Source organism: Bacillus sp. JFL15 (genome assembly GCF_001184225.1).
Lineage (GTDB): Bacteria > Bacillota > Bacilli > Bacillales > Bacillaceae > Bacillus > Bacillus siamensis.
Genome location: NZ_KQ236689.1, coordinates 1,400,741 through 1,427,633 on the forward strand (window position 1 = coordinate 1,400,741; position 26,893 = coordinate 1,427,633).

The 26,893-nt window shown below is 45.4% G+C and carries 23 protein-coding genes, 1 pseudogene and 2 riboswitches; of the genes and pseudogenes, 6 read left to right on the plus strand and 18 right to left on the minus strand.

All coding sequences use genetic code 11. The features are described 5' to 3' along the window. The first annotated feature begins 191 nt into the window (after positions 1-191). The 3 genes from AD710_RS19805 to AD710_RS07055 all read left to right on the plus strand — a co-directional run bounded on the left by AD710_RS19805 (position 192) and on the right by AD710_RS07055 (position 2,324). Positions 192-359 (plus strand): hypothetical protein, encoded by a 168-nt coding sequence (locus tag AD710_RS19805; RefSeq protein WP_003150808.1) that lies wholly within the window; start codon positions 192-194, stop codon positions 357-359. Between the two features lie 102 nt (positions 360-461). Further along, on the plus strand, positions 462-938 hold the full coding sequence (locus AD710_RS07050) for an LURP-one-related/scramblase family protein (RefSeq protein ID WP_049627646.1): 477 nt from the start codon (positions 462-464) through the stop codon (positions 936-938). A gap of 84 nt (positions 939-1,022) precedes the next feature. Continuing rightward, positions 1,023-1,109: riboswitch (SAM riboswitch) on the plus strand. Between the two features lie 78 nt (positions 1,110-1,187). After that, a complete protein-coding gene (locus AD710_RS07055) occupies positions 1,188-2,324 on the plus strand; it encodes a 5-methyltetrahydropteroyltriglutamate--homocysteine S-methyltransferase (protein WP_049627647.1) in 1,137 nt (378 codons plus the stop codon). Between the two features lie 34 nt (positions 2,325-2,358). Here AD710_RS07055 and AD710_RS07060 read toward each other — a convergent pair whose 3' ends face one another. Then, on the minus strand, positions 2,359-3,240 hold the full coding sequence (locus AD710_RS07060) for a putative RNA methyltransferase (protein WP_049627648.1): 882 nt from the start codon (positions 3,238-3,240) through the stop codon (positions 2,359-2,361). Between the two features lie 363 nt (positions 3,241-3,603). Beyond that, a riboswitch (purine riboswitch) is annotated at positions 3,604-3,704 on the plus strand. A gap of 139 nt (positions 3,705-3,843) precedes the next feature. Between AD710_RS07060 and AD710_RS07065 the strand changes: the two genes are divergently transcribed. Further along, positions 3,844-5,037, plus strand: coding sequence for a NupC/NupG family nucleoside CNT transporter (locus AD710_RS07065; protein ID WP_045925537.1), 1,194 nt, complete (start codon positions 3,844-3,846; stop codon positions 5,035-5,037). Positions 5,038-5,085: 48 nt separating this feature from the next. Here the strand turns inward: AD710_RS07065 and AD710_RS07070 are convergent, their stop codons facing one another. The 3 genes from AD710_RS07070 to AD710_RS07080 all read right to left on the minus strand — a co-directional run bounded on the left by AD710_RS07070 (position 5,086) and on the right by AD710_RS07080 (position 8,467). Continuing rightward, on the minus strand, positions 5,086-5,760 hold the full coding sequence (locus AD710_RS07070) for a DUF3298 and DUF4163 domain-containing protein (protein ID WP_016937460.1): 675 nt from the start codon (positions 5,758-5,760) through the stop codon (positions 5,086-5,088). Positions 5,761-5,901: 141 nt separating this feature from the next. After that, positions 5,902-6,210, minus strand: coding sequence for a hypothetical protein (locus tag AD710_RS07075; RefSeq protein WP_016937459.1), 309 nt, complete (start codon positions 6,208-6,210; stop codon positions 5,902-5,904). Between the two features lie 205 nt (positions 6,211-6,415). Continuing rightward, a complete protein-coding gene (locus tag AD710_RS07080; RefSeq protein WP_049627649.1) occupies positions 6,416-8,467 on the minus strand; it encodes a catalase in 2,052 nt (683 codons plus the stop codon). 200 nt (positions 8,468-8,667) lie between these two features. Here AD710_RS07080 and citH point away from each other — a divergent pair, with 200 nt between their 5' ends. After that, complete coding sequence (gene citH / locus AD710_RS07085; protein ID WP_049627650.1) at positions 8,668-9,948, plus strand: citrate transporter CitH; 1,281 nt, start codon at positions 8,668-8,670, stop codon at positions 9,946-9,948. 41 nt (positions 9,949-9,989) lie between these two features. Here citH and bglS read toward each other — a convergent pair whose 3' ends face one another. Next, positions 9,990-10,721, minus strand: a complete 732-nt coding sequence (bglS, locus tag AD710_RS07090; protein WP_049627651.1) for a beta-glucanase — start codon at positions 10,719-10,721, stop codon at positions 9,990-9,992. Positions 10,722-10,915: 194 nt separating this feature from the next. Then, complete coding sequence (gene licT / locus AD710_RS07095; protein ID WP_049627652.1) at positions 10,916-11,749, minus strand: BglG family transcription antiterminator LicT; 834 nt, start codon at positions 11,747-11,749, stop codon at positions 10,916-10,918. A 157-nt stretch (positions 11,750-11,906) separates the two neighbouring features. On the opposite strand from licT, the gene AD710_RS07100 reads away from it, so the two are divergent. Beyond that, the gene (locus AD710_RS07100; protein ID WP_156187158.1) at positions 11,907-13,193 is read left to right on the plus strand and encodes an MFS transporter; all 1,287 of its coding nucleotides are present in this window, start codon (positions 11,907-11,909) and stop codon (positions 13,191-13,193) included. Positions 13,194-13,211: 18 nt separating this feature from the next. Here the strand turns inward: AD710_RS07100 and AD710_RS07105 are convergent, their stop codons facing one another. The 12 genes and pseudogenes from AD710_RS07105 to AD710_RS07160 all read right to left on the minus strand — a co-directional run bounded on the left by AD710_RS07105 (position 13,212) and on the right by AD710_RS07160 (position 26,876). Next, positions 13,212-14,651 carry a DEAD/DEAH box helicase gene (locus tag AD710_RS07105; RefSeq protein WP_049627654.1) on the minus strand — a complete coding sequence of 480 codons (1,440 nt, stop codon included), beginning with the start codon at positions 14,649-14,651 and terminating at the stop codon, positions 13,212-13,214. Between the two features lie 32 nt (positions 14,652-14,683). Then, positions 14,684-15,079, minus strand: coding sequence for a hypothetical protein (locus AD710_RS07110; RefSeq protein ID WP_045925545.1), 396 nt, complete (start codon positions 15,077-15,079; stop codon positions 14,684-14,686). 303 nt (positions 15,080-15,382) lie between these two features. Further along, positions 15,383-15,643, minus strand: coding sequence for an SMI1/KNR4 family protein (locus tag AD710_RS07120; protein ID WP_223152278.1), 261 nt, complete (start codon positions 15,641-15,643; stop codon positions 15,383-15,385). Continuing rightward, a complete protein-coding gene (locus AD710_RS19985) occupies positions 15,586-15,747 on the minus strand; it encodes an SMI1/KNR4 family protein (RefSeq protein ID WP_223152351.1) in 162 nt (53 codons plus the stop codon). The genes AD710_RS07120 and AD710_RS19985 overlap by 58 nt, the downstream gene beginning before the upstream one ends. 50 nt (positions 15,748-15,797) lie before the next feature. Further along, positions 15,798-16,259: a DUF2716 domain-containing protein gene (locus tag AD710_RS07125; RefSeq protein ID WP_049627655.1), complete on the minus strand. Its 462-nt coding sequence runs from the start codon at positions 16,257-16,259 to the stop codon at positions 15,798-15,800. A gap of 135 nt (positions 16,260-16,394) precedes the next feature. After that, positions 16,395-16,682, minus strand: a pseudogene (locus AD710_RS07130) (hypothetical protein); the annotation flags it as partial. Positions 16,683-16,852: 170 nt separating this feature from the next. Continuing rightward, positions 16,853-17,680, minus strand: coding sequence for a hypothetical protein (locus tag AD710_RS07135; protein WP_049627656.1), 828 nt, complete (start codon positions 17,678-17,680; stop codon positions 16,853-16,855). A gap of 42 nt (positions 17,681-17,722) precedes the next feature. Next, entirely contained in the window at positions 17,723-18,202 is a 480-nt protein-coding gene (locus AD710_RS07140) for a hypothetical protein (RefSeq protein WP_049627657.1), read from the minus strand. A gap of 84 nt (positions 18,203-18,286) precedes the next feature. Further along, positions 18,287-18,700, minus strand: coding sequence for a YxiG family protein (locus tag AD710_RS07145; RefSeq protein ID WP_049627658.1), 414 nt, complete (start codon positions 18,698-18,700; stop codon positions 18,287-18,289). 94 nt (positions 18,701-18,794) lie between these two features. Continuing rightward, a complete protein-coding gene (locus AD710_RS07150; RefSeq protein ID WP_049627659.1) occupies positions 18,795-19,187 on the minus strand; it encodes a YxiG family protein in 393 nt (130 codons plus the stop codon). Then, positions 19,180-19,662 (minus strand): YxiG family protein, encoded by a 483-nt coding sequence (locus tag AD710_RS07155; RefSeq protein ID WP_049627660.1) that lies wholly within the window; start codon positions 19,660-19,662, stop codon positions 19,180-19,182. Before AD710_RS07155 ends, AD710_RS07150 begins: the two co-directional genes overlap by 8 nt. 176 nt (positions 19,663-19,838) lie before the next feature. Then, positions 19,839-26,876, minus strand: a complete 7,038-nt coding sequence (locus AD710_RS07160; protein ID WP_049627661.1) for a DNRLRE domain-containing protein — start codon at positions 26,874-26,876, stop codon at positions 19,839-19,841. Positions 26,877-26,893 lie beyond the last annotated feature (17 nt).

Genomic DNA, 26,893 nt, shown 5'->3' on the forward strand with positions numbered 1-26,893 from the left:
TATATAAACGATAATCACTCAGCAGCCGATACAATCTATAGAACCACAACAAGAGCAAAATCAACCGCAGATCATAGTCATTTTTACGGAAAATGTCTTTATTTTTTAAAAAAGTGACAATTGTTTGAATACTTTTCGTTTGTTTTTTCGTACAATAATAATACCAAAACTTTTTTTGGGAGGTATGTAAAATGATGCTACTTATTTTTGCTGCTTTGACAGGATACCTGGTTTTCTCTTTCAGTAAGGACAACCGCCGGAAAACGCCAAAGACAAGCCCGCTGGTGACAGCTGCCGACACGAATAACATCATTGATTTAAATGCGATCCGTCAGAAACGCCGGATGCCGCTATCATAAAAACGACAGCTGCCGCAAAATCGGCAGCCTTTTTTTGTGCACCCCTCCAATATGAAACCATCCGTCTCCTTTTTACGTACAACATAAAAAAGGAGTTTTTTTATGTATCATTTTTATATCAAAGAGCGGATGTTTACGTTTAAGAATCGGTTTCAAGTGTTTCTTGAAAGCGGTAAGGAAGTCTTCAATGTGGAGGGAAAGCTGTTTTCTTTCGGTGACGAACTGAAGCTGTCTGATTTGGACGGCCGCACGCTCGCCAGTGTCAGTCAGAAACTGATGTCGCTCGTTCCCCGTTACGAAATTTCCGTCGGCGGCAAGCCTGTATGCCAAGTCATCAAGAAAATGACGTTTTTCAAACCGAAATTTGAAATTTCCGGAGTCGGCTGGGATATTACCGGCGATGTGTGGGGACGGAATTTTCAAGTGACAGACGGGAAATCAAACCGGATGACCGTCACCAAATCATGGATGAGCTTTGGCGATTCCTATCATCTGGAGATTGAAAATGAAGAGGATATTGTTCTTTGTCTTGCGATCGCAATCGTGATAGATATGATTCTATTTGAGGGTGATAAATAAAAATATTTATCGAAATATATTGACAATATAAGATAATATACTAAGATTAAGAGTATTACAGTTTATTCTGAAAAATAGCATATTTCCTTATCAAGAGAGGTGGAGGGACTGGCCCTATGATACCCGGCAACCGCTGTTCAGCAGAATGGTGCTAAATCCTGAAGATAAGGTTGAGATTTGCGGACGCAAGCTCTTCCCTATCCAAGGGAAGAGCTTTTTATATTTCATTGAGGAAAGAAGGAATCGTTCATGTCACAGCAAAACACAGAACAATCATTGCACACTCTTCTTAGAAAAAACCCGCCGTTTCGCGCGGATCAGGTCGGAAGCCTGCTCCGGCCGGCGGCTGTGAAGCAAGCCCGCCTGCAAAGAGCGGCGGGTGAGATTTCGGCAGAACAGCTGCGCGAAATCGAAAACCAAGAAATCATCCGCAGCGTGAAAAAGCAGAAAGAGACCGGCCTCAATGTCGTGACTGACGGCGAATTCCGCCGGGCCTGGTGGCATTTTGATTTTCTCGAAAACTTAGACGGCGTCGAAGCGTTTACGCCTGAAAGCGGCATTCAGTTTCACAATGTACAGACGAAAGCGCGCGGCATTAAAGTAACGGGAGATATTGATTTTTCTCAGCATCCGATGCTCGAAGATTATAAATTTCTTCACAGCATTGCCGGCGATGCTGTTCCAAAAATGACAATTCCAAGCCCGAATATGCTGTTTTTCCGCGGAAAATTGGAAAAAGCGGCGTATCAGAATGATTACAAACAATTTCAGCATGATGTATCAAAGGCGTATAAAAAAGCGATTCAAGCTTTCTATGACGCCGGATGCCGCTATCTTCAACTCGATGACACCGCATGGGCCGTTTTCTTATCTGAAGCGGGGCTTCGCCAGATTGAAGCATTCGGAACGACGCCGGATGAGCTGCGCAGGCTGTTCGCAGCTTCTATTAATGACGCCATTAAGGATCGTCCTGCCGACTTGAAGGTTACGATGCATATCTGCCGCGGCAACTTCCAGTCCACATGGACAGCTGAAGGCGGATATGATGCGGCGGCGGAAACGATTTTTGACGGGCTTGACCTTGACGGATTATTCTTGGAATATGATGATTCCCGCTCCGGCGGCTTTGAACCGCTCCGTTATGTCAAACGCTCTGATCTCCAGCTTGTGCTCGGTTTGATTACATCGAAACACGGCGATCTCGAAGACAAGGACGCGGTTAAACGCCGGATTGAAGAAGCTTCTCAATATGTCAGCCTGGATCAGCTTTGCCTCAGCCCGCAATGCGGATTCGCTTCCACTGAGGAAGGAAACCTGATCACAGAAGAACAGCAATGGGCAAAACTGCGCCATGTCGTCGATATTGCCGGTGAAGTCTGGAAATAAAAAAAAGACACGCTAATCGCGTGTCTTTTCCGTTTTACAGCGGATCGGTCCCGATTAAAATTTCGATATCTATCGTGATATCAGCCGCTTTCCGGCCGATAAACCGCTGAATGCTTTCTTCAGTGCATTTCCATGTTAGTGGCGTCATTTTCACAAGCCGTTCAAGATCAGGCTGCGATAATGTCTTCGTGTAACGCAGCCGTTTGCGATCAAAGGTTTGAAAGGCCGCTTGGAAACGGCAGGCCGCTGAATCGGCGGTGTCATTCCGCCGGGGACTGTCTCCGAAAAAGAATTCCCTTACTTCCTTCAAATAATCACGCCGCGGCACCGCTTTAATGACTGTGCCGCCCTTTCGTAAAAGCCTGCTGCATTCCTTGTAATTCCAAGGCGATAAAACAGACATCACGACATCAAAACAGCTGTCATCAAACGGCGCATCCGCCACATCAGCGACGGCAAAAACCAAATGATCTCCGAAGGCCTTTGCGGCATGCAGCACACCTTCTTTCGAGAGATCAATGCCGATTCCCGTCACGGAAAAAGCGGGCTGAAGCAATTTGCATACGGCGGCTAAATGAGAGCCTTCTCCGCATCCCGCATCCAATATCGCCGCCTGTTTTTGCGGAGATTGCGTACGGCAGATGATGGCGGCGATCTCTTTTTGAACCGGGACAAAAAATTCCCGGCTGTCAAAAAGAGCGCGTCTCGCTTCGAACAGCTGCCTGTCATAGCGGGTTTTGACCGCTTTATTGAGGAAATTCACATATCCTTGTTTTGATATATCAAATGTATGCCCGTTTCCGCATATCAAGCTTTGATTTTGTGAGACCGCCATGGCCGTACGGCATAGCGGACACCTGAATACGGACTGGCATGATTGCAGTAATTCAGCGCGTTTTCTTTTCATCGACGCCAAAAAAACACCTCATTCATTCGTTATTTTGATGAAATGAAAAAGGCATAGACAAATAAACCTTGCCAAATTGGAAGGTTTAACCTATTTATCTATACCTCTCATTATCTGTAACGAATGAACTGGATGATCACGAAAATGACCCCTTTTCTGCCGCCTTTTGAAGGCTGTGCCCTCAGATCCATTTTACCAGATGCATCCAGTCTTTACAATGAACCGGACCGATTTTTTAGGGACATGTTATACCTTTATTATCCAATTACTTTTACATATCCTTTATTTTCTTTATTTATAATATAAATTTATTATTTTGAAAATATCTAAAAAGGTTGATTTTCAAAAATTGAAACGATAAAATACTGCTATCTCATGTAATATCGTTATTCTTGTATATGATCAGTAATATGGTCTGATTGTTTCTACCTAGTGCCGTAAAAGACTAGACTACAAGAAAGTTTGCATAAATTTGAACGAGTGAAAAGCATATGATGCTGTCAGTCTATTCTTTTCTTTTGGCTCTTATTTATCACACTTTCTGGCTTTCAGGAATTTGTGACGAATAAGAGCTTTTTTTATTTCCATAATACCCTTATAGGAGTTGCTCACATGTACTTTTTATTGAACATTGTCGGTCTCATTGTTGTCATGGCTGTTGTTTTCTTATGCTCTCCCAACAAGAAGAAGATTAAATGGCGCCCGATTGTCATGCTCCTCGTCTTTGAGTTTCTGATTACTTGGTTTATGTTAGGGACAAAAGTCGGCGGCTTTGTCATCGGGAAGATCGGCGCGTTCTTTACATGGCTGATTTCCTGCGCCAGTCAAGGAATTGCGTTCGCTTTTCCATCTGTCATGGCCAATCCGACGGTTGATTTTTTCTTCAGCGCACTGCTGCCGATTATCTTCGTCGTGACCTTCTTTGATATGCTGTCGTATTTCGGTATTCTGCCGTGGCTCATTGATAAAATCGGCTGGCTGATTTCTAAAATATCCCGTCTGCCGAAGCTGGAGAGCTTTTTCTCCATTCAGATGATGTTTTTAGGAAATACGGAAGCCTTAGCCGTCATCCGCCAGCAGCTTGCCGCCGTCAACAACAATCGGCTTCTGACATTCGGGCTGATGAGTATGAGCAGCATCAGCGGCTCGATCATCGGATCGTACTTGACGATGGTTCCGTCCACTTATGTGTTTACAGCCATCCCGCTGAATTGCTTAAACGCGCTTTTAATCGCAAATATGCTGAATCCCGTTGACGTTTCTAAAGAGGACGATATCATTTACGTACCTTCAAAAGCGGAGAAAAAGGACTTCTTCTCCACGATTTCTAACAGTATGCTTGTCGGCATGAACATGGTCATTGTCATCTTAGCAATGGTGATCGGATATGTGGCGTTAACCGCCGCATTAAACGGCGTGCTCGGACTGTTCGTGCACGGTTTGACCATTCAAAAGATTTTCTCATACATCTTCAGTCCGTTTGCCTTCCTTCTCGGATTAGGCGTACATGACGCGATGTATGTCGCACAGCTGATGGGCATCAAGCTCGCGACGAACGAGTTTGTGGCAATGGCCGATCTGAAAGGGCAGCTGAAATCACTTCCGCCGCACACGATTGCCGTGGCGACGACATTCCTGACATCATTCGCAAACTTCAGCACCATCGGTATGATCTACGGATCTTATCAATCTCTGCTTGATGGTGAAAAATCAGCCATCATCGGAAAAAACGTCTGGAAGCTGCTTGTCAGCGGAATTGCCGTTTCCTTATTGAGCGCGGCGATTGTCGGATTGTTTGTCTGGTAAAAGAAAAAAAGCGATACCGCTCCGTTTTGGAGCGATATCGCTTTTTTTTTATTGATAGACGGATGCAGGCACGAAAACATCCCGGATTCCTGCCGCATACGGCCCGAGATCGTATTGTCCGAACACAACGGCAATGCCGTTTTTCGTAAAGAAGAAAGGTCTTTCGTTGTTCAGGATGATCTCCTGTTTTTTGACGTCCTGATCGAACAGATCGTCATGTTTCTTGATGTAGCCGTAAAGATAGTCTCTCGTTTTGTTACCTTTCGTTTTCGTATTCAGCACATCATGGAGTGTGACCCGTTTTTTTGCGGCCAGGTCGTAATTAAAGGTCTGAACGGATGTCAGCCCGTGTGCGCCGCCTGTGTAAATGTAGTTTTCCGTCAGAATGCTGAGCTTGCCGCCTTGATTATACTTCACCTTGAAGTCTGCTTGGTATTCCGCTTTATAGCCTTGTTTCTCACCGTCTTGTTTGTTTTTCACATATTCTTTGTACGAGTTTTCAATATAGCGTTTGAAGTCCTGATTGATTTTCTTTTCAAAAGATGCGTTTCCCGTATTTGTGACCTCAGGGTATGTCAGCTGCTTTACATGCTTATACGTATGGCTTTTGACAACGGGCTTTGCGGTTTGTGCAGCTTCGGCTGAAGGGGCGAAACCTCCGAACGGCGCGGCTGTCAGCACTGCCAAAAGCACAGCCGCCATCATTTTGAATGTCTTTTTCATCACAACTCCTCCTTTTCATTTACCCGTTCCCTTTTTGAAAACGGGTTACACACTATAGACAGCGCAGATCAGGAAATTGTTTCTGGGCCTTCCCTCACATTTTCTCCATAAAAAAAGAGACATGGATCATCCATGCCTCTTTTACCGTGAAGGTCTTTGCGCAATGGCTTCATAAACGGCTTCCGCCAGATCGGAGTTGCCGAACATCTCCAAAACGCCGATGACGGTTTGATCAGGAATCGGTTCTGATTCCTCCTTCGGCACGACAAGCTCTTCAGCCGTTTTTCGCAGCTCTTCGTTTAAAGGCTGTCCGGGGTAGGCCCTGCTGTAAATCGCCATCGGATCAAGATCATGATTGACGCACCATTGGGCAAACACCAAAATCATCATGTTTTCGTCACGCCGGTAATATTCTTCGAGTTGTTTTTCGGTAAACGGCTTCACTATCATTCGCTCCTCCAGAAAATCTATCCCTAAGATACACAAACACAGAGCGGAAGTAAACCAAAGAGGGTGAAACATATTATTTCACAGCGGGAAGTGCGGATGTGTACGGAAGCGATTTTCGTTTTCTTCCCATATTAATGCTTCGTTCCGATCGTTCACTTTCACAAGAAAAAAAGCGCCCCTCTCATAAAAAGGCGCTTTTTCATTCTTATATTTTTCTGTCCCAATGGCGATGCGCTGCCACAGCTTTCAGAAATTGTTCGCAGTTTCCATCCGGAACAAGGCCGGGGCCGTTTTCGGTTCCGGCGGCGAGGGCGAGAAGTTCTTTTCCTTCACCGGAGGCGCCGATCGCTTTGTAATGGCTGAAGGCTTCACTGACGAAATCTTTAGCCGATTTTTTGGCTTTGAGGCTGTCAGTGCTTTGTTGTCCGCCCGGAATGAAAACAGCGTCATACAGGACGGAATCCGCTGTCAGGAAAGTGGCTGACGCTTCGAGCTCCGTGCCGTTTTCTCCCTTGATCGTTCCAAGCACAGGACTGATGATATCGGCTCTGACTCCCGCCTGTTTGCATGCGGCCAGCACTTGTTTGACTTCCTCATCGGCAAACCCGTGGTCGGCTAAAACCGCGACCTGCCTTGTGGCTGCCGTCTTTACCGTATTTTCCTGGCTTAAGGCCGGAGAAGTGAAAGTTTCATCAGATTCACGGTCCTTTGGCGGCGGGTTCACGCCGATTCCTTTCGCAACGCGCTCGGCAAGATCAGCGTCGACGTGACTGAAGACATCAATCACCTGCTGCTGCACATCCTTGCTTTTCACTTTTCCTACCTCAAAACTGAACGCGGAGATGATATGTTCTTTCTCGGCGGGAGACATGCTGTTCCAGAACATCTTCGCCTGAGAAAAATAGTCATTGAAGCTCTCACTGCGCTGGCGGATTTTTCTGCCTTCTACTTTTTCCTGATAATGAACGTATCCGCCTTCTTCTTCTGAGGCCGGCGACGGATCATTGTTCTGCAGAGAGTTTTTATGATAGGCGACAGGGCCCTTATTGATCGTCATCCGGTGGTAGCCGTCGTATTGGTTGTTATGGAACGGGCAGACCGGCCGGTTGATCGGAATCTCGTGAAAATTCGGTCCGCCAAGACGGATGAGCTGTGTATCTGTATAAGAGAAAAGCCGTCCCTGCAGGAGCGGGTCATTGGTGAAATCAATGCCCGGCACGACATTTCCCGGGTGGAATGCGACCTGCTCCGTTTCCGCAAAGACATTGTCCTGATTGCGGTCGAGGGTCATTTTTCCGATCAGCTTGACGGGAACCAGTTCCTCCGGCCACAGCTTCGTCGGATCAAGGATATCGAAGTCAAATTTAAATTCATCTTCTTCGTCAATCATCTGAACACCGAGCTCATACTCGACTTTGCCGCCGTTTTCAATGGTCTCCCACAGGTCGCGGCGATGGAAATCGGGATCTTTCCCGGCAATTTTCTGCGCCTCATCCCATACGAGAGAATGCACGCCGAGAACCGGCTTCCAGTGGAATTTCACGAAACGCGCTTTTCCTTTCTCGTTGACGAAACGGAATGTATGCACGCCGAAGCCCTCCATCATTCGGTAGCTTCGCGGGATGCCGCGGTCAGACATCGTCCACATGACCATGTGCGCGGATTCAGGATTGTTGGCGACAAAATCCCAGAACGTGTCATGAGCCGTCGCTGCCTGCGGCATTTCATTGTGCGGTTCCGGTTTAAAGGCATGGACGAGATCCGGGAACTTGATCGCATCCTGAATGAAGAATACCGGAATATTGTTTCCGACGAGATCGTAATTCCCTTCTTCGGTATAAAACTTAGTCGCGAATCCTCTGGCGTCACGGACTGTGTCGCCTGACCCTTTGGAGCCCGCCACTGTTGAGAAACGGACGAAGACAGGCGTTTTGACAGACGGATCCTGTAAAAATTTCGCCCGTGTATATTCCGTCATCGGTTCGTACACCTGAAAATGCCCATGAACGCCGTATCCGCGGGCATGAACGACCCGCTCCGGAATCCGCTCGTGGTCAAAATGCGTCATTTTTTCACGAAAATGAAAATCCTCCATCAGCGTAGGGCCGCGGACACCCGCTTTTAAAGAATGCTCATCCTCAGACACACGAAGTCCCTGATTGGTCGTCATTTTCTTCCCGCTGTTATCAGACCTGTACTGCTCAAGCTGCTCGTCTTTTGAGTGCTCATTTACTCGTTTGTTTTGATCATCACTCATGTCAGTTCCCCCTTTTTAAAACGAAACATTCTACAGCACATTTACCCGCGGTGTTCCCTATATAAACTGCTGATCGGCTCAATAGGATTTTAGGTCTATATCTAAATATGCGGTCATACACATTTGAAATAAGCCTTCGTGACAGAAAGAAATCATGGAAGCGCTTACCAAAACAGCCGTTGAAAAAGGGAGGTCCTATCGTGCTTGCCATACTCGGTTTTGTGATGATCATTGTCTTTATGTACCTTATTATGTCTAACCGGCTTTCCGCTCTTATTGCCTTGATTGTCGTTCCTGTTGTGTTTGCCCTGATCAGCGGATTCGGCAAAGATCTCGGCGGGATGATGATTCAGGGCGTGACAGACCTCGCCCCTACCGGTATCATGCTGTTATTCGCCATCCTATATTTCGGCATTATGATTGACTCAGGTCTGTTTGACCCTCTCATAGCCAAAATCTTATCATTTGTCAAAGGAGATCCGTTAAAGATCGCCGTCGGCACAGCGGTCCTGACGATGACCATTTCGCTCGACGGAGACGGGACAACGACCTATATGATTACGATTGCGGCGATGCTGCCTCTTTATAAACGGCTCGGCATGAACCGTTTGGTATTAGCGGGGATTGCGATGCTCGGTTCAGGGGTCATGAATATTATTCCGTGGGGCGGGCCGACGGCGAGGGTTTTGGCTTCCTTGAAATTGGACACGTCAGAGGTCTTCACTCCGCTGATTCCCGCCATGATTGCCGGCATTCTTTGGGTGATCGCCGTTGCTTATCTCCTCGGAAAGAAAGAACGGAAGCGGCTCGGCGTCATTTCGCTTGATCACGCGCCGTCCTCCGATCCGAATGCAGCGCCGCTCAAGCGTCCCGCTCTCCAATGGTTTAACCTGCTGCTGACTGTCGCTCTGATGGCCGCTCTGATCACCAGCCTGCTCCCGCTCCCTGTTCTTTTCATGACCGCGTTCGCCATCGCCTTGATGGTTAACTATCCAAATGTCAAAGAGCAGCAGAAGCGGATCTCGGCGCATGCGGGGAACGCGTTAAACGTTGTGTCTATGGTGTTTGCGGCAGGCATATTCACAGGCATTCTCTCCGGTACAAAAATGGTGGATGCGATGGCGCATTCTCTCGTTTCACTCATTCCTGATGCCATGGGCCCGCACCTGCCGCTGATCACTGCGATTGTCAGCATGCCGTTCACCTTTTTCATGTCAAATGACGCCTTTTACTTCGGTGTCCTTCCCATCATCGCAGAAGCCGCTTCCGCTTACGGAATAGACGCCGCTGAAATCGGAAGGGCCTCCTTGCTGGGCCAGCCGGTGCACCTGCTCAGCCCGCTTGTGCCTTCCACCTATCTATTGGTCGGAATGGCGGGCGTCAGCTTTGGCGACCATCAAAAATTCACTATTAAATGGGCCGTGGGGACAACGATTGTCATGACAATTGCGGCGCTTTTGATTGGGATTATTTCGTTTTAATCAGAAAAGGATTTCCGCTGACGGAAATCCTTTTCTATACATTATTTTTTTGTATAACGCACCCAGTCGTAATGTGCGTATAGCGGATTTACGCCATTGTAGGAACCGAGCCAGTCATCGACACCCGTACCATTCCACAAATTCATCATGATTTTCCCCGGTACTGATGGAATTTGGGTTGTCGCAGTATGTTTTAATTGCCCATCAACATACCATTTAATAGAGTTTGGCTGCCAATCGAACGCATACGTATGATAGGCATTGGCTGCATCAAATCCGAGATCCGCCAGCTTCTCATGGTTTCCCGCGCCATTTGTATAATAGTTAAATTGAACCTTTGTTGTGTCTTTTCCTAAAAATTCGATATCAATCTCATCCCAAGGAGTCCCATCCGTTGGACCTGTATAAGTAAAGAACGATGAAACAATCCCTGTGTTTTTAGCCGGTTTCATTCTGACTTCATAAAGTCCATAGCCATATGTTTGAGCCGAACGGTTTTCCCCGCAGTCAAACTTATTATAAGACGGACTTGTCAGCGCTAAACGCATTTCACCTGATGACGTCACGGATACGTTATTTGCACGCCAAGTGCAGTTAAACATATCTCCATTCGAGTAACCATTTGCTTTTTGCCATAATCCGGAGTCATAGCTGTTAAAAGGTTCAAAAAACGATCCGCCTGTTTGAGCCGAAGCACTAGAAGTGACCGCGCACAAACTCATAAACAATCCAGTGACAAGAAGCAGCAGCACCCGTTTCATACGATAAGGCATGTCGGCATTCCCCTCCCTTTATTTGAAAGCGTTTTCTCTTCTGATCATACATCATTCTTTTAAAGGGAACATCGGTCAGAATAATGATAATAATCAATCTTAAAAAACCTAAATTACATTAGCACAGTAAGAGATAATCCGCACTCATTGTAATTTAGGCTCATATGTAAAATGAATAAATGATAACGCTCTCATTATGCTTGTTTGACTACCCTTTCTATATGAATCGTTAAATACAGCAGCTCGTCACTGGTGAGCTTGTGCTCATACTCTCTCTCAATCCAGGTTTGGATTTTCTTCGTGCATTCATACGCCCGATGGTATTTTTCTTTCACTGTCTCCAGCAAAAAATCGTCCCGGCTTTCCATGTGCGTGCCGTTAAAAAGGCGCTGTGCGAAAAACTTTAAGTGGGTGACAAACCGATAATAGTGAAGCGATTCTTCATTGAATTCAATCTTAAAATGGTATTTTACGATACTCAAAATCTCTTGCATGACTTTTGTAATGCTGATGATATTGGGCATCTCCTCATTCAGTTCGGCATTTACAATATGTAGCGCAATAAAGCCTGCCTCATCCTCCGGCAGAGACACGCCAGTCTTGTTTTTTACCATGATCAGCGCTTCTTTTCCGATTGCAAATTCGTCTTTGTAGAGCCTTTTTGTTTCCCACAGCAAGGCATTTTTGATATCCAGCCCTTTCTTATTGCGCTGGATGGCAAAGTTAATATGGTCGGTCAGCGACACATAAATGCTGTCGTTGAGCTTTTTGCCGAGCCGTAATTTCGCATAGCTGATAATCTCTTCGGATACTTCCATACACTCGATCGGGATATCATACAAAAGGGTTTTGAACTTTTCGGATACATCTCTGTTATCGAGGGTAAACACTTTCTCAATACGGGCTTCATCTACAGGGTCTCCCGTTTTCTTTTGAAAAGCAATGCCCCGGCCCATGATAACCAATTCCTGATTGCCTTCCTTAAGCACACTGACGACATTATTATTAATGACTTTCGCAATCTTCAATTCTGTCTCCCTCCCGCCTGACCATTTACCTGCCACACCTTGATTGTACATCCTTTTTGAACTAGGTCAATATCTCCAGGTCAATCAGAAAACATTGTCCAACGATGCGGATGAGGCGCATATAATGCAGAGAACCGGTTTTTGAGAAGGAGCGTGTGTGATGAAACGGTTTTCGAAAGAAGAAAGCAGCTGGATGCTGTATGATTGGGCCAATTCAGCTTATTCGGTCATTATTATGACGGCGGTATTTCCCCTGTATTTTAAAGCGGCCGCGGCGGAAAACGGCGTCAGCGCGGCGGATTCCACCGCTTATTTAGGCTATACGATTGCCGCCGCGACTTTTATTTTGGCGATGCTCGGCCCCGTCTTAGGAACGATTGCCGACTACAAAGGATGCAAGAAACGGTTTTTTGCCTTCTTTTTTCTGATTGGTGTGGCGGGCACCGCCGCGCTGGCTTTTATTCCCGGTGAATCTTGGGTGCTGTTATTAATTTGTTATACGATTTCCACGATCGGCTTTGCCGGGTCTAATGTGTTTTATGATGCGTTTCTCGTTGATGTAGCCGCAAAGGAGCGGATGAATATGGTGTCGGCCAGGGGGTTTGGGCTGGGCTATATCGGCAGCACGATCCCTTTTCTCCTCAGCATTGCCGTCATTCTGTCAGCACAAGCGGGGGTGATTCCGCTGTCAGCCCAGACTGCGGGCCGCATTGCCTTTTTGATTACGGCTGCTTGGTGGGGACTGTTTTCGATCCCGCTCCTTCGCCGCGTCCGCCAGCGCTATTATATCGAGAGAGAGCCGCGGCTTGTCGTCAGCAGTTTTAAACGGCTGGCCGGCACGCTGAAGCAGATCAGGAAATACCGGGCGCTGTTTTTGTTTCTGCTCGCCTATTTCTTCTACATCGACGGGGTCGGCACCATCATTACGATGTCGACGTCATACGGGGCAGACCTCGGAATCAGCGCGGCAAATCTGCTGATTATTTTATTTGTCACACAGGTTATCGCCGCGCCTTTTTCGATTTTGTACGGGCGACTGGCCGAACGGTTTAAGGGAAAAACGATGCTTTATGCCGGGATCGGCGTGTATATGATTGTCTGCACGTATGCTTATTTTATGGATTCCGCTTTTGATTTCTGGGTTTTGGCTATGCTTGTCGCCACTTCCCAAGGCGGTATTCAGGCGCTGAGCCGCTCTTACTTTGCCAAGCTTGTCCCCAAACAGCACGCCAATGAGTTTTTCGGCTTTTACAATATCTTCGGCAAGTTCGCTTCGATTATCGGCCCGCTTTTGATTGCCGTGACCGCCCAGCTGACCGGGAATTCGTCAGCCGCCGTGTTCAGCCTGATTTTATTATTTGTGATCGGGATCGCCATCCTTGCATTTGTGCCTGAGGAGAACAATGCCGATATCAGCCAGCAGCAAAATGACCTGCCCCTTTAACTGGGAGCAGGTCATTCATCATTTATTCGCTTTATTCACCTTCAGCTTTTTCCCTTTGACGGTTGTGTTCTTCATCACTTTAAGAACTTGAGGGCCTTTTCCGTTTAAAATCTCCACGTAAGAGGCGTTGTCCATGATTGTGATAATGCCGATGTCATCAGCTGACACACCGTCAATTTTGGCGATCGTTCCTACAAAATCAACGGCTCTGATTTTCTTTTTCTTCCCGCCGTTAAAGTACAGCTTCATAATGTCTTTGTTTAACTGTTCGCTTCTGTCTGTTTTGACGTCTGGGCGGGCGTTCAATTTTTCCGCAAAAGCCGCTTTCCGTTCCGCTATTTCTTTTTCTGACGGTGCTTCCCGCTTTTGGATGCGGAAACCGATATATGTCTCAATGTCATTCAGAAACCGCCCCTCAAACGGCGTCACAAACGTGATGGCCCGGCCGCGGTGTCCGGCGCGCCCCGTTCGGCCGGTGCGGTGCACATAGCTTTCTTTTTCTAGCGGAATATCATAATTGATGACGAGGCTGATGTTTTCAATATCAATTCCTCTGGCGGCAACATCGGTCGCAACGAGATAGCGGAACTCGCCGCGCTTGAACTCATTCATGACGTCAAAGCGGTCTTCCTGCACCATGCCGCCGTGAATTTTATCGCAAGGATAGCCCAGCCTGTCCAGCTCATCGGTTAACTGGATGACTCTTTCTTTAGTCCGGCAGAATATGATGCAGCTGTCCGGATTTTCGGTGATCAGGACATCACGCAGCAATGATGATTTGTCCTCTTCTGCTGTTCCGGTGACAAAATGCTCAATATCTTTTGTCGTCAGGCCTTCCGCTTTTACTTCAATCAATTCAGGGTCTTTCATATATGTGCGGCTCAGCTTCTCGACGTCGTCCGGCAGCGTCGCTGAAAAGAGCATGGTGACTCTGTTTTTCGGCAGGTGCTGAATGATGGCTTCCACCTGTTCAATAAATCCCATATTCAGCATTTCGTCCGCTTCGTCAATCACTAAATACGCCAGCCGTTCAAGCGGCAGCGTCCCTTTTTCGATATGATCAAGCACACGCCCCGGCGTTCCGGCAACGACGTGGCTTTTTTGCTTCAGTTCGGTTTTCTGTTTATCAAAAGAAGCTTTTCCAAAAACCGCCGTGGCTTTTATCCGTTTAAAACGGCCGATATTTGTGATATCTTCTTTAATCTGCGCCGCAAGCTCGCGGGTCGGCGTTAAAATCAGGGCCTGCGGTTTGTTTTCCTCCCACTCCGCAAGCTCGCAGATCGGAATGCCGAAAGCTGCGGTTTTGCCGCTCCCCGTCTGCGATTTGACGACGAGATCTTTTTTTTGCAGCGCGGCGGGGATGACGCGCCGTTGCACTTCAGTCGGCTCGGTGTATTGCAATCCTTTCAGCGCCCGTTGGATATCGGGGCTGATCGCGTATTCATTAAACTCATTCATAACTAAACTCCTTCTCTGTCCGGCTCCCCTCATTATACGCGAAACGCCGCCGCTTTACCCTGACGTTTTGCCGGAACATTCGGGGACTGCTTTTTCTTCATGTCAAGCACGACCCATTTGGCGCAATAAAAGCTCATGCTTCCTTCCCCGTCATCGACATAATAGCGTATCGATTCCCAGCCGCCGTCGACCGGGCTGATATCCAGACGGATGTCGGTGATGCTTTCCAGGTCATCCAGCCGGGCAGCACTCACACCTTCAAAACGCAGCACAGCATCATACTGTCCATCAGTCAGCTTCAGCTCAAAAACCGGGATTTTATCATAATACTCGTTATATCCGGTATAGAACATAAACTCCGTCAATTCAAAACAACCCGGCGAATCCGGCCGCAGCATAACTGCTTTCTCATGTTCGTGCCACTCCATTTTGTGGCCTCCTTCTCCTCTGCTGCTTCATATTGACGGCAATAAAAGCGGAACGTTTGGTTCTCCCACTCCTCTACGAGAAAATGCTGTCCCTCATCTCCATCAGCAGCAGGATCAATTATTACAATGCCTGAACCAGCCGCATGACTCTCCATTTCTTTTATTTGAACGGAAGAAACGTCTTTGCATATGAGCCTCAAACAAATGAGCTGATGTTCATACTCGAAGGAAAACGCCAACTCAATTACAGAAATCTCTCGTTCCCGGAAAAGGCGGAATTCTAAAAGCTCCTGAATCAGCCACTTATTCTTTTTCATTTTCTATAAATTCTCCTATAGAACCGGCATACAACTCAACATCGGCAGTCTCATGATCCCACAGATAAACAGTCTCCTCCATTACGCCGTCCGTCTTTTTCAAACACAGCTTATCTCCGGTTCCGTTGTCGGCAATTACGATCATATCGTCGGGCATGCTCTCTTCTCTGCACACACTGTTTTGCCTGATCACATCATCCCAAGTTTTCTGTAAGCGGCTTTGTTCACGTATAGGAAAAAAATCCATTCTCCGATTTCTGCAGGGTTCTTTTTATGAAGCAGCCGTTTATATGCTTTCGGAAAAGACGCTCTCAAGCTTTTTTCTGCAGCTCTGAACTCTTCTTCTGTCATCCTGTTATTCCTCCCCCCGTAAAAGCATGAGATTCATTCGCAAGCTGTCTTCACTTTTGCAATAAGAAAGGAGCGTTTCTTTCTATCGCCTTTATTAGCGGTGAGCCAAATATCGTAATGGTTTGCTGCCGCGGATCCCCTAACAGCCCCCACTGAAAATCCTGTTGAATAAAGAAACAATAGTCTCCGTTTGGAATAACGGGGACAAGCCATTCACCGAATTCATCTTTATCAATTGGCGCATGAGGATTAAATAGATAACATTCATGCTGCCAGTCCAGCGCATACATAAACTCTTGCTTTAACGTACAAGATTGAAATGCCTTTAGTATCTGCATCTCTGCATCTTCCAGAAAACCGATACAATTGAATCCTTGAGATACATCAAAGACCTGAAACGGCTTTGGAGGTTTTATAGAAGCAAATATACTGCCCGGTTTCCATTTCACTGCGCGATTCACCCTGCGCCACAAGCACTCTGTCTCCTCTTCACTCAAACCATGCCAATTCATGTATTTCTGCCTCCCGCAGTTCAAACGTTTCACCTCTGCTCTCCCTTGTTCAAAAGCCGCCTGTCAGCTTAGTAAGTAAAGCCGGTTGCTCTCATCAATCCCCGCAGCCTTATCTTGATACGCAGTCACTCGCGTAATCTTTAACCAGTCAAAATAGCCGAATTCCACGTGAAACCGATTCATATCATCCGGTTGTGCCCGAACAGCCATTAAGATAAATTCATCGTGATGATGATGCGCCAAACTTTTGAGCATCTCCCAGCCTTCTTCAGACAAGACCCAGTGGAATTCCTCGAATAGATAATAATGTTTTTGTTGCTTAAATACTTGTTCGGGCAACGTTTTGTTTTCATGAAGTAAGGAATATATTTGGGATTGAAAAACCGCCAATTCCTTTGTGTTCTTTATAAAAAAGGGATGCATTTTGTACCTCTTTTCTGCGGTTTACACACAAGCTCACAGCCGTATTCTGTGCCACACAGACGCACTTGTTTCATTAAAAAATGCCTCTTGTTTTCCTCAAGCTTGTCCATTAACTTTTCTCTTATCACTGAGCACTTCCTTAGAAGTTATTTTCAGGGTGCACAGAACTATCAAAACTTTACCAGATATAAATCGTTATCATTAAAGATAAACATGCGGTCCCGGACGGCTCTGTACATTGTTTCTCTTTTTCTATCAATACCGTGTATCATGACGTCAGCCTCTGATAAGCCTTTGTTCTCTTCATGAAATGCAAATAGGTTATCCTCGTGACTTTGAATCAGAAGCACCCTCTTTTTCGAAACGGACAGCTGATCACAATAGGAGTATTGATCGCCGTCCAGCACATATTCTGCAATAGGACGAATTCTGTCCCGTCCAATCTGATAATGCCCGATGACACAGCAATCCTCTCCCTCGAAACAAACATACAAATCGGATTTGATCGATTGTACGGCATAGCATTCATGCATCATTTCTTTAAAATCGTCTTCAAAATAAAACGTTCTGTCTTCTGTATGAAAAGCAAATATCGCTTTCCCTTGAGGATTCCTCTCATCATACATACCCTCGTCTGTTAATCCGATCCATAATAACCCATCCTCACCTAGATGAAATACATTGGCGCTTAATAGAAAAGAACAAATCGGATTGATTTTATTACTGTTTACGCAGTATGCAGCCAATTGACATGTGTGATTTTCCAGGTAAACGATCACGATAGTGTCATCATACGAATCAACCAGATAGAAATGGGCATCTTCAGAAAATCCGTGTAACTCTTTTTTGATTAAAAGATAGCTGTCTTTCATAACCTCTAATATTACTTTGTAATCGTGCATCGACACAATAAATACCTGATCATCCCGGCCCGTATTGAAATAAATGATATTTTCCCTTTCGTATGACCCAACTGGCTCCGCGGTAAGTTCTAACATCAGCAACACTCCATTGATTAGAAATCTGGAATTTATATTAAATTAAGCAATGATATATAAATCTGCTGCATCGTATTCAAACCAAATGATTTTTTCATTATACCCAGGGTTTACATCAACTTTTTTAGTGTTCAGATTCATATAGGACTTGTTTTTGGAAGGGTTTGCTATTATAACAACAAAATCATTGATCGACGCTAAAAAATATAATTCATCTAATAAGTGATCTGCCATCAATTCTTCTTTTGTCAGACCACATTCAATATGAATTAACTTTTTCGATATCGTATTCATATGTATCATTTTCTTTTCAATCTTCTTCTTCCATCCCTCAATAAAAGAAGGTGATGCCATTACTTCTATCAGAACGGTTTCGAATTCTAAGTCATTCATTAATTGAGAAAAAGTATCTTTACTCCCTAGATCACACGAATATATTGAGTTGTATTTCAGCGGGTTAATCACATCCAGATTCCCTATAGCCCCCAATGATTCTTTTTGTATATTTAAAGGACTGCTCATGTTTACCTCCGCAAACGGTTTCCCGCGTAAAAGCGGTTTTGTTTGTAAGAAAAAAGAGGCTGGAAACCTCTCTTATTTGTTTATTTATGATTTCGAATGATACGCATAAAATGATTGATCATCAAAGCGAACGGTTTCAGCTTCTACAGCAATCAGCATGCTGTTCATATTAATAAGAAAGTTAGCATTTGATTGATACTCCGGAATTACAGCATTTGATAGATTTCCGATTCCTTCCGGGTGGTAACTCATCTCAAATACTTGCCAATTGTATTCTTCCGGATCTATTTTTTCTAATCTCATATCACCAATATCTGCACTAAAATAAACAGATGCTGCATTTTGAAAAAGAATGTTATGCGTATATTCGGCTTTATTTTCAACGACCTGAATCTTAAGTGAAAGCTCTTTTTTAAACACATGAAAGTCAAAATGAAGGACAGCGCACCCTCCATCTATGTAATCTACCCATTCATTAATGGTTTTGTACATGGTCATCTCCTGCCTCTTTTTTATTAAGACAAATGTAAAGCCAGACCTCACAAAAGAGGAATTACCTTTCAAAACCATCTAGATAAATTATTCGTTACGATCAATCTTTATCTGATGCATATATTTCAGTTGAATCAAAGATCACCCGTTCAGTTTCAATTGCATAGACTGCTTCGTTAATCCCAATCAAAATGTTTGCATTCGATTCATAATCTTCAATTAAAGGGTGATATATTGTTCCAATCCCCTGAGGATAGCATGAAAACGAATGTAACCTCCATCTTTTCTCTGCATTGACTCCATCTAAAGATGATTCCTTGCCCGCATAAAAAAATAATGATGATACATTTTTGAATTCAATACAATGCTGTTGCTTTTTTCCTTTCGTATTCACTTCCAAATGAAGAATAAACTCTTTTTTAAAGAAATGAAAATCTGTTTTTAATACGATGCATTCCGAATCAATCAGTAGCTTTTGTAATGGATTATTCACCTGAATCCTCCCTCCTTGAAAAGATTTTCTTGATTCCAGCCACTATATGACCCCTTTGATTTTTTTCAGTTTTCTCGTGATAATTAAACACTTGATATTCTTTAGAATCAAAGTATATATATTTACATTCTATAGCAAGTAAAGTTCCGTTAATTTCTATAAGAAAATTAGCACTTGAGACTTGATCACCTAATATACCATTTTGCATTTTTCCAATTCCCTCTTTGAAATAACTGATTTCCTCAAGGTACCAATTAGCATCACTGGGCATATTTTTATCAAACTTGTTATTAACACCGAAATAAACTCCGTTTACATCTTTAAATGTAATTTCTTTTAAAGTGGCTTTTTCTCCTCCATCATATACCTTGAAATAAAGAGTTAATCTATTCTCTAAGTATTCAAAATTAATATCGTGCAAAAAGCAATTAACATCATGATTCATATAGTCTATCCATTGTTCAATACTGTTCATGTAATAACATTCTCCTCACTTTATTTAAGTAAAAAGGTTTGAAAATGCAGATGGCAACTTAGAAAATATACGTAAATATAATTCACCTGTATAACCATCTGCATCTCTATCTATGTTAATTGCTATTATTAACCCCTAAATGGATCAAAACTTAGAGCTATACATTTATACTAATATCATCTGTGTGACTTACTGCGTAAGCGTTTATTTATATTTCGATGTGATGACCATCTTAACTTTATATGAGTCTCATAAGGATTATTTGAGAAATGCCCTTTTGCATTTAAAGGACCTTTATTTCTAACTGACATTCTATAGTAAGGTTTTTTTCGCTGACCAGAATTCTTCCCCATTAATCTTACTGTATGTTTTTTAGTAGTAACTACCCAACCTTTCTTAGTTTTAGCTCTCTTAATCACACCTTTGTTTGCCTTTGCGACTTTTCTAGCATTCCAATATGTTTTAGATAATTTTCCAGCCTTATATAGAGTACGTCCTACTCGTAGATAGTTTCCTCCGATTGCTCCGCCAGCAGCACCTAAGGCTACAGATCCAACTAACCTCCAACCTCTTGCTCCCTTTGCCTTCGCTGCTTTGTAAGAAGAGACTCCTCCAATTAAAGCACCTACTACCATCCACACCCAATGCCCATCCGGATCGACGTTCATGACTGGGTTATTGTTTCCATAAGCATAGCCATTCTGATCCAATGAATCGCCGTCGCTTCCCGGGTCTGGGTCGAGTGATAGGAATACGCCGTTTCTTGGTTCGTAGTAGCGGGCCATGAGATAGTACAGGCCGGTTTCTTCGTCGTATTGGTAGCCTGCGTAGCGGTAGCGGTTGTCTTTTACTTCGTCGCTCGCTTCGGTTTTTGTCGGATTCCCCCACGCATCGTATTGATATTTGGCAACAGTTTTTCCGGTGCTGTCTGAGATGGCGATGACATCACCGTGTGCGTTGTAGTGATAGAAATATTTCTTGCCGTTCTCTGTATAGGATAACAGCTGGCCGCTGTCACCGTACGTGTATGATTTTGTGACGTTGTTGTCGGCGTCTGTTTCATACAGAACGTTCAAGCTGTCTCCGTCGTAGAAGTAGTTCGTAACTTTTCCGTTGACGGTTTTTTGGATTCTGTTTCCTTTTTCATCGTATTTGTATGTTGCGTACGGCTTGTCTTCGCCTTTTTTCGTTACGGCGGTGAGGTTGTCTTCAGCGTCCCACGTATATGTGTATTTGCCGTCAGATGTGCGGTTGCCGTTTTTATCATAGGACAGATCTTCGTCATTCACCTTCGTCAGCTGGTTCATGATGTTGAAGGATGCGTTGACTGATCTGCTTGCGCCGTCCTTTGTGGTGGTGACGTTTGTCCGGTTGCCGAAGCCGTCGTACGTATATTGAATGACGGTGCCGTCTTCATGAGTTTCTTTGACGAGCTGGTTGAGCTTGCCGTATTCGTACTGCACCTTTCCGCCCGCTGAGCTGTCGATGACCGTGCGGTTCCCGTTGGCGTCGTATTCATAGCTTTCCCGGAAGATGCTGCCGCCGTTTTTCGCTCCGATATGAAGAGAGCTGACGAGATTCCGCTCATCATATGAGAAGCTCGTGCCGACTTCATTGCCGCTGATGAATGTCTGGACATTGCCGTTTTCATCATAATCAAATGTATAGGCTGAAGTGCCGTCTTTCATTTCAATCATTTGATCAAGTTTGTTGTACGTAAAGCTGTTTGTTCCTTTTTGACCGCCGTGGCTCCATGAGAAAGTTTTCAGCTTATCCGAATCAGCCGGATACGTCCAGCTTTGGCTGCCGCCGCGGTCGGTTAATTCGGTCAGGCGGTTTTTGTTGTCAAAGGTGCGTTTTTTCGTTGTATTTTGTTCTTTATTTGTGACCGACGTTTCATTGCCGTTTTTGTCATAGGTAAAGTTGTATTTTTCAGTGCCGTTATACGCTTTTGACTTAACCCGGTCGGTGCCGTCATAGGTCAGCGACACTTCATTGCCGTTGGCGGAAACGGTTTTCGTCAAGTTGCTGTTGGCGTCATATTCACTCTTTAATACATTGCCGAGCGGGTCGGTTGTTTTGACGAGCTTGCCCATGACGTCATATTCATATTGATAGGTCTGGTCCGCGCCGGCCCGAATCGTTTTTGTCAGCTCATTTCCTTCCTTGTCATAGCTGTGAAGGATGGATGTGCCGTTTGACAGGGTCAGCTTTGTCAGCTGGTCGGCCTGATCGTATTCGTAGGCGGTTTTTTCGCCTTTCGCGTCGGTTTCAGACATTTTCTTGCCAGTCTCGTCATATGAAGCAGTGCTTGCATACCCTAGTTCGTCTTCTTCTTTTGTGACGTAGTTTCCTTTTTCGTCATAGGTGTTTTTCGTCAGGATGCTTCCTTCGATTAAACGGATATCATCAAACCACGCCGTTCCTGTGGCGCTTTTTTGGAACAGAATGCTGATTTCGATTTTATTGATCGGCTTTGTTTTCGGAATGACTGCCGCCGCCCGGTTCCATTCCTGTGTCCCCTGCGGGAATTTGGCGGTGTAGACGCCCGTCGTGCCATCCGCATAGGTGACGCCGGCCTGAAGCGCGTAATCATTGTCGTTCGTTAATTTTACGCCGTCTGCCTTGGACATCCCTGTCAGCGTGATATATACCGGCTTATCGTCAGCGCTTTGGCCTAATGTGACGGTTTGTTTTGCGGATGCATTGGCTTGTGATGCATTTGTGCGAGATGCTTTTAATGAGCTGTCATCATCGAAGCCTTCATCAAGGTCAGCGGCTGCTCCGCTTGTGCTCCAGCCATCTGTTTTGGCCGTGAAACTGCTGTTTTGAACTGGGTTATAGCTTGAAGAGACTTCGCCTTTTTCCAGCTGAACCTGATCAAACCATGCTTTTCCTTTGCCGTCCTTGTCGTTATGATCCACTTCCATATAGACGATGGCTTTTCCTGCATTGGCTGGTGTTGTAAAGGTGATCTGCCGTTTCGTCCAGTCATTCTTTCCGGCTAATGCGCCTGATTCATTGTGAATCCATTGAATGCGTTTTTGGTCTTTGTCACGCAGATCAATGTTGAAATACGCTCTCGCCTTTGTCAGATCTGTTTTGATCTGGCCGCTGAGTGTATACGTCGTATTAGGCTCAAGCTGCACTTCCTGCGTTGCGGACGCATGGCCGTGCTCTGTTCCGGCTGAAGCGGATTGTGAGGTGATCTCCAGTGCTTTTTGTCCGGACAGTGCGCCGCTTCTTGCTTTTACAGATGCAATACTTCCGCTGTCTCTCGTAGCGGTGAGATTCCAGCCCAGCTTTGTTCCTTCAAAGCTGCCGTCTTTCAGCAGGCTTGCCGAAGCTGCCAGCTCTTTGCTTGATTGAATGAGGTTACCGTATTTGTCATACACGGCGGCGGATGAGGATTTTCCGCTTTGATCCGTTTCAGAAACGGCATCCAGTCCGTCGTATGCAATATCAGTGACGTTCCCCTCGGTATCCTTCATTTTCGTTACGTCATTGTTTTTGTTGTACTGATACGTTTCGGTGCCGTAGTTGTCTTTTACGGCTGTGACGTTGCCGTCTTTATCATATTGATAGCTTTCTGTCGCTTTGCCCGCATCGGCGTCGTTCGGATCGGTGTCCTGAATGACGTTGTTGCCTTCGTATACGGTGTTGGTCGTGATTTTCAGCCCTTCGGCATCATCGATCATCTGAATCGGGTTGCCCGCCTCGTTATAGCCGTACTGCACTTTGCGGCCGTTCGGCTGCGTCATGAGCAGTGTTTTTTTGCCGGCGTCATAGCTGTAATCATACGTTTCTTTTTTCGCATTGACGGCTTTGGCCAGGCGGTGGCCGCTGTATTGGTATTCAGTGAACAGCGGTTTGTCATCCGTGCTGTTTGCGGAATACTGCTTGACGAGGCGCCCTTCGGAATCATATTCATAGCTTGTGACGCTGCCGTCAGTATCCGTCACCTTTTTAAGAAGATCTTTGTCATATGAATACGAAATCTTTTTGTTTTTCGGTCCTGTTAAAGATGTGACATGGCCGTTTTCATCATAGGTAAACGTCAGCTTGCGCTCTGAGGCGTCTGTTATGGCGGTCAGCTGATTGCTGTCGTTATACTCGTATACGGTTGTGTTGTTGTGTCCGTCAACGATTTTTTGGAGCTTTCCGCCTTTTTTGCTGAAATAAGCGTTCGTCTGATCTTTTGTTTTTAATACAAATTGATCGCTTGTTTCCGTCAGTTCGAGATAAACGCCCGTCGGCGGCTGATACGTGCCGTCAGATTTTTTCGTGAAGACATGTGTTGTCGCGTCCTCATCAATATAAACGGCTCTGCCGTCTTCAGAAAGGATCGACGTTTCCGCATCGGCGTACCAGCCTTGGCCGAACATATGGTCAGAGCTGTCAAGGCTGTTGAAGGTCCGGGAGAGTCCGAGCCCCGGTCCGCGTCCGTCGATTGACATATCTTCTTCATTGACGATGACATTTCCCGTCGCGCCATTCAGCTGTCCGTCCGGAATGTCAATAATGGACCAGAATTCTTCCGTTCCGAGGAATTCCGCCCCTTCATGGAAAACAGGGTTAAAAGGTGCCGTCGGTATGCTGTCACCATTTGCGTCATAGGCGGTCAGCGTGAAGGAATAGTTCTTCTTCCCTTTGTAATTGCCGTTTGCGTTTTCGTAAACAGGTGAAGGGTCAAGCGCCAGTTCGCCGCCCTTTCCGTCCGTGTGAAGCTGGAATCTTCCCGCTTTCACTTCTTCGGCTGACGGCCAGATGTTTTTATTTTGGGTCGTCCAATGATCGGTATCCCCGACATCGAATGATTGATAGTCTTTTCCGTTGTAAATGTTGATTTTGTAGCCTTTGGCGTTTTTGACTTTATCCCATATGAGATTGACATAACCCGTTTGGCTCGATTTCGTGTTCGTATAGACATAGCCTGTCAGATTTTTCGGCTTTGCGATATCAGGCAGCGCCGGACTAGCTTCCGGTGAGGCGATCGCTTCTCCGTCTTTGTTATAGGCGATTACTTTAAATCCGTATGTTTTCCGGTTTGCGTCTCCTCCGGCATTTTTATAAACGGGGCCCGGGTTGATCGGCAATTCCGCGCCTTTTTTGTCTTTCAGGTGAAGCGCATATTTTCCGGCGCTGATTTCCGCCTTTGTCGGCCAGATGTTTTGATCTTTTGTGGACCAGGATGTTTTATTTCCGAGGTCAAGCGTTTCAAAACCTTTGCCGTTAAAGACTTGCATTTTATACCCGGCTGCGCCTGATACGGCTTTCCAGGAAAGATCAAACCAGCCTGTTGCGTTGTTGTTATTAAAGCCTTTCGTGCTTGGTTTCTGAACTCTTCCAATATTCGGAATGACGGGCTTGGCAGCCGCAGACATGGCGCCTTCTCCCTGGTCAAACACCGCGCTGACCGCGACCCAGTAATTTTTGCTTGCCGGATAGCTGCCGCCGGAGTTTTTATAGACCGGTGAAGGGTCAAGCGCTAATTCACTTCCGCCTTTTCCGTCTGTATGCAGCTTATATTTACCGGAATCAATTTCCGCTTTTGTCGGCCAGATGTTTTTTCCTTTTGTGCTCCAAGAGGTTGCATTGCCGACAGAAATGGCTTGATATTCTTTCCCGTTATAAAGCCACACTTTATAGCTTTTGGCGCCTTCAGCTTTTTTCCAGCTGATATTGAAAAATCCTGTCGAATCTCCGTTATGATACGCTTTGACAGACGGCGTGTCCGCTTTCGGAATCGTGTATGTCACTTCGATATAAGGTTTTTTATTAGAGTTTGCTGATGACATCAGCTTCTTCCAATATTCTTTTCCGTTTCCGTTGGTGTGAAGCTTAAAGCCGTAATTGGCGCCGCCGCTGTTCCACGACTTGACTGCGGATGTGACATCGAAGCTTGCCCATTGGCCTTTATAGACCTCGGCTTTGCCGATATTTTTGGAGCCCGGCTTGTTTTTCCACGTGATCTTGGCATTGTCGTAATTGCTGTTTACGGTGTCGAGCCAAAGCCCCGTCGCCTTTGATCCGTAATAGGAGTGGGCTGTGTATGCTTTAAGCGTCGCTTTTGTCACCGTCATGTTTTTGATCGGCTTTAAATTATCAAACTTCATAAATGCGTAGTTCGTTCCGGTTGTGCCGTCATAATAGCCCGTTTTCAGTACGTACGCTTTCAATCCGGCGTCCCATTTCTGCGACGCGGCAGAGTAGTTTGTCGTCGGATACGCGCTCATAACAAAGGTATCGGATGACACAGATACTGATGTTGACGGGTCAATAGATACGGGATAAACCCGCTTGGGATCTTTCAGCCATTTTTCATCAGCCGTTACATGGAGCAAGTAGCCTTCGCTGTTTTTTTCAAGCTTGAAGCTGACATCTTCTGACCTGCTGACTTCACCTGACTTTTCATCGAGATCTGAGTCGGTCATAAAAGGCTTCGGCACGGTGTAGACGACATTGTCTTTATCATCAGAAAACGCGATAGAGCCGTCTTCCTGTTCTTTAGCCTGAAGGTCGGTTTTGATTTGGAAGGTGAAGGAATTGTAGCCTTCATATTTGTGAAGCACAAGGTCTTCTTTTATGTTTTCGTTAAATGTGTAGGTTTGTAAATCAATAGCAGGAAACACTTGCTGATACGTAAGCTCGTTGCTGTCTTCCTTGACTTTTGCTGAGGCATCTGTCGGAGTGATTGCAGCCTGATCGGGGCCTTTTGCGCCGGTTAATGAGTATGTGAGCTTATGATCATCTTGTTCAAATGTAGCGTATAATCCGTTTTTCATTTGCTTCAGAAAATCGGAGTTCAGCACTGTATTTTCCGTCCCGACTTCCTTTGAGCCGGTTTTCAATTCAGGAGAAATGTCTTCCCAGTCCGCATTTGCGGTTTCTTTCGTATGAATGGGGTCTGTGTAGATTTCCTGTTTGTAAACACCCTCACCTTCATAATAAAGTTTGGAATTCTCAGTTCTTTCAGACGTGATTTCACCGTCTTTATTGATATCTTTTTGATCAAACGGCATCTGCTCGGATGCTTTTTCCGCCGGAAGATCTTTTTCCGGGTCTGCTGCCGGAATGGCGGCGGTTTTCACTTGATCTTGTTTCTCACGCGTTTCTGCCGCAAATACATCGGCAGGCGCAATGGAAATCATAAGCGATGCCGCAAGAGTGCCGGCCAGCCATTTTTTCCACTTATTCTTTTTTCCTATTTTCATAGGTTCTCCTCCTTCTT

What these genes read in the sequence shown, in the direction of transcription:
- AD710_RS07105 (WP_049627654.1), bottom strand. Translation starts at nt 14,651, where the DNA reads ATGAATGAGTTTAATGAATACGCGATCAGCCCCGATATCCAACGGGCG.
- AD710_RS07080 (WP_049627649.1), bottom strand. Translation starts at nt 8,467, where the DNA reads ATGAGTGATGATCAAAACAAACGAGTAAATGAGCACTCAAAAGACGAG.
- AD710_RS07070 (WP_016937460.1), bottom strand. Translation starts at nt 5,760, where the DNA reads ATGAAAAAGACATTCAAAATGATGGCGGCTGTGCTTTTGGCAGTGCTG.
- AD710_RS07140 (WP_049627657.1), bottom strand. Translation starts at nt 18,202, where the DNA reads ATGAGCAGTCCTTTAAATATACAAAAAGAATCATTGGGGGCTATAGGG.
- AD710_RS07120 (WP_223152278.1), bottom strand. Translation starts at nt 15,643, where the DNA reads ATGGATTTTTTTCCTATACGTGAACAAAGCCGCTTACAGAAAACTTGG.
- AD710_RS07065 (WP_045925537.1), top strand. Translation starts at nt 3,844, where the DNA reads ATGTACTTTTTATTGAACATTGTCGGTCTCATTGTTGTCATGGCTGTT.
- AD710_RS07145 (WP_049627658.1), bottom strand. Translation starts at nt 18,700, where the DNA reads ATGACCATGTACAAAACCATTAATGAATGGGTAGATTACATAGATGGA.
- AD710_RS19985 (WP_223152351.1), bottom strand. Translation starts at nt 15,747, where the DNA reads ATGACAGAAGAAGAGTTCAGAGCTGCAGAAAAAAGCTTGAGAGCGTCT.
- AD710_RS07135 (WP_049627656.1), bottom strand. Translation starts at nt 17,680, where the DNA reads ATGTTAGAACTTACCGCGGAGCCAGTTGGGTCATACGAAAGGGAAAAT.
- AD710_RS07075 (WP_016937459.1), bottom strand. Translation starts at nt 6,210, where the DNA reads ATGATAGTGAAGCCGTTTACCGAAAAACAACTCGAAGAATATTACCGG.
- AD710_RS07125 (WP_049627655.1), bottom strand. Translation starts at nt 16,259, where the DNA reads ATGAATTGGCATGGTTTGAGTGAAGAGGAGACAGAGTGCTTGTGGCGC.
- AD710_RS07050 (WP_049627646.1), top strand. Translation starts at nt 462, where the DNA reads ATGTATCATTTTTATATCAAAGAGCGGATGTTTACGTTTAAGAATCGG.
- AD710_RS07160 (WP_049627661.1), bottom strand. Translation starts at nt 26,876, where the DNA reads ATGAAAATAGGAAAAAAGAATAAGTGGAAAAAATGGCTGGCCGGCACT.
- AD710_RS07155 (WP_049627660.1), bottom strand. Translation starts at nt 19,662, where the DNA reads ATGAACAGTATTGAACAATGGATAGACTATATGAATCATGATGTTAAT.
- AD710_RS19805 (WP_003150808.1), top strand. Translation starts at nt 192, where the DNA reads ATGATGCTACTTATTTTTGCTGCTTTGACAGGATACCTGGTTTTCTCT.
- AD710_RS07055 (WP_049627647.1), top strand. Translation starts at nt 1,188, where the DNA reads ATGTCACAGCAAAACACAGAACAATCATTGCACACTCTTCTTAGAAAA.
- bglS (WP_049627651.1), bottom strand. Translation starts at nt 10,721, where the DNA reads ATGCCTTATCGTATGAAACGGGTGCTGCTGCTTCTTGTCACTGGATTG.
- AD710_RS07110 (WP_045925545.1), bottom strand. Translation starts at nt 15,079, where the DNA reads ATGGAGTGGCACGAACATGAGAAAGCAGTTATGCTGCGGCCGGATTCG.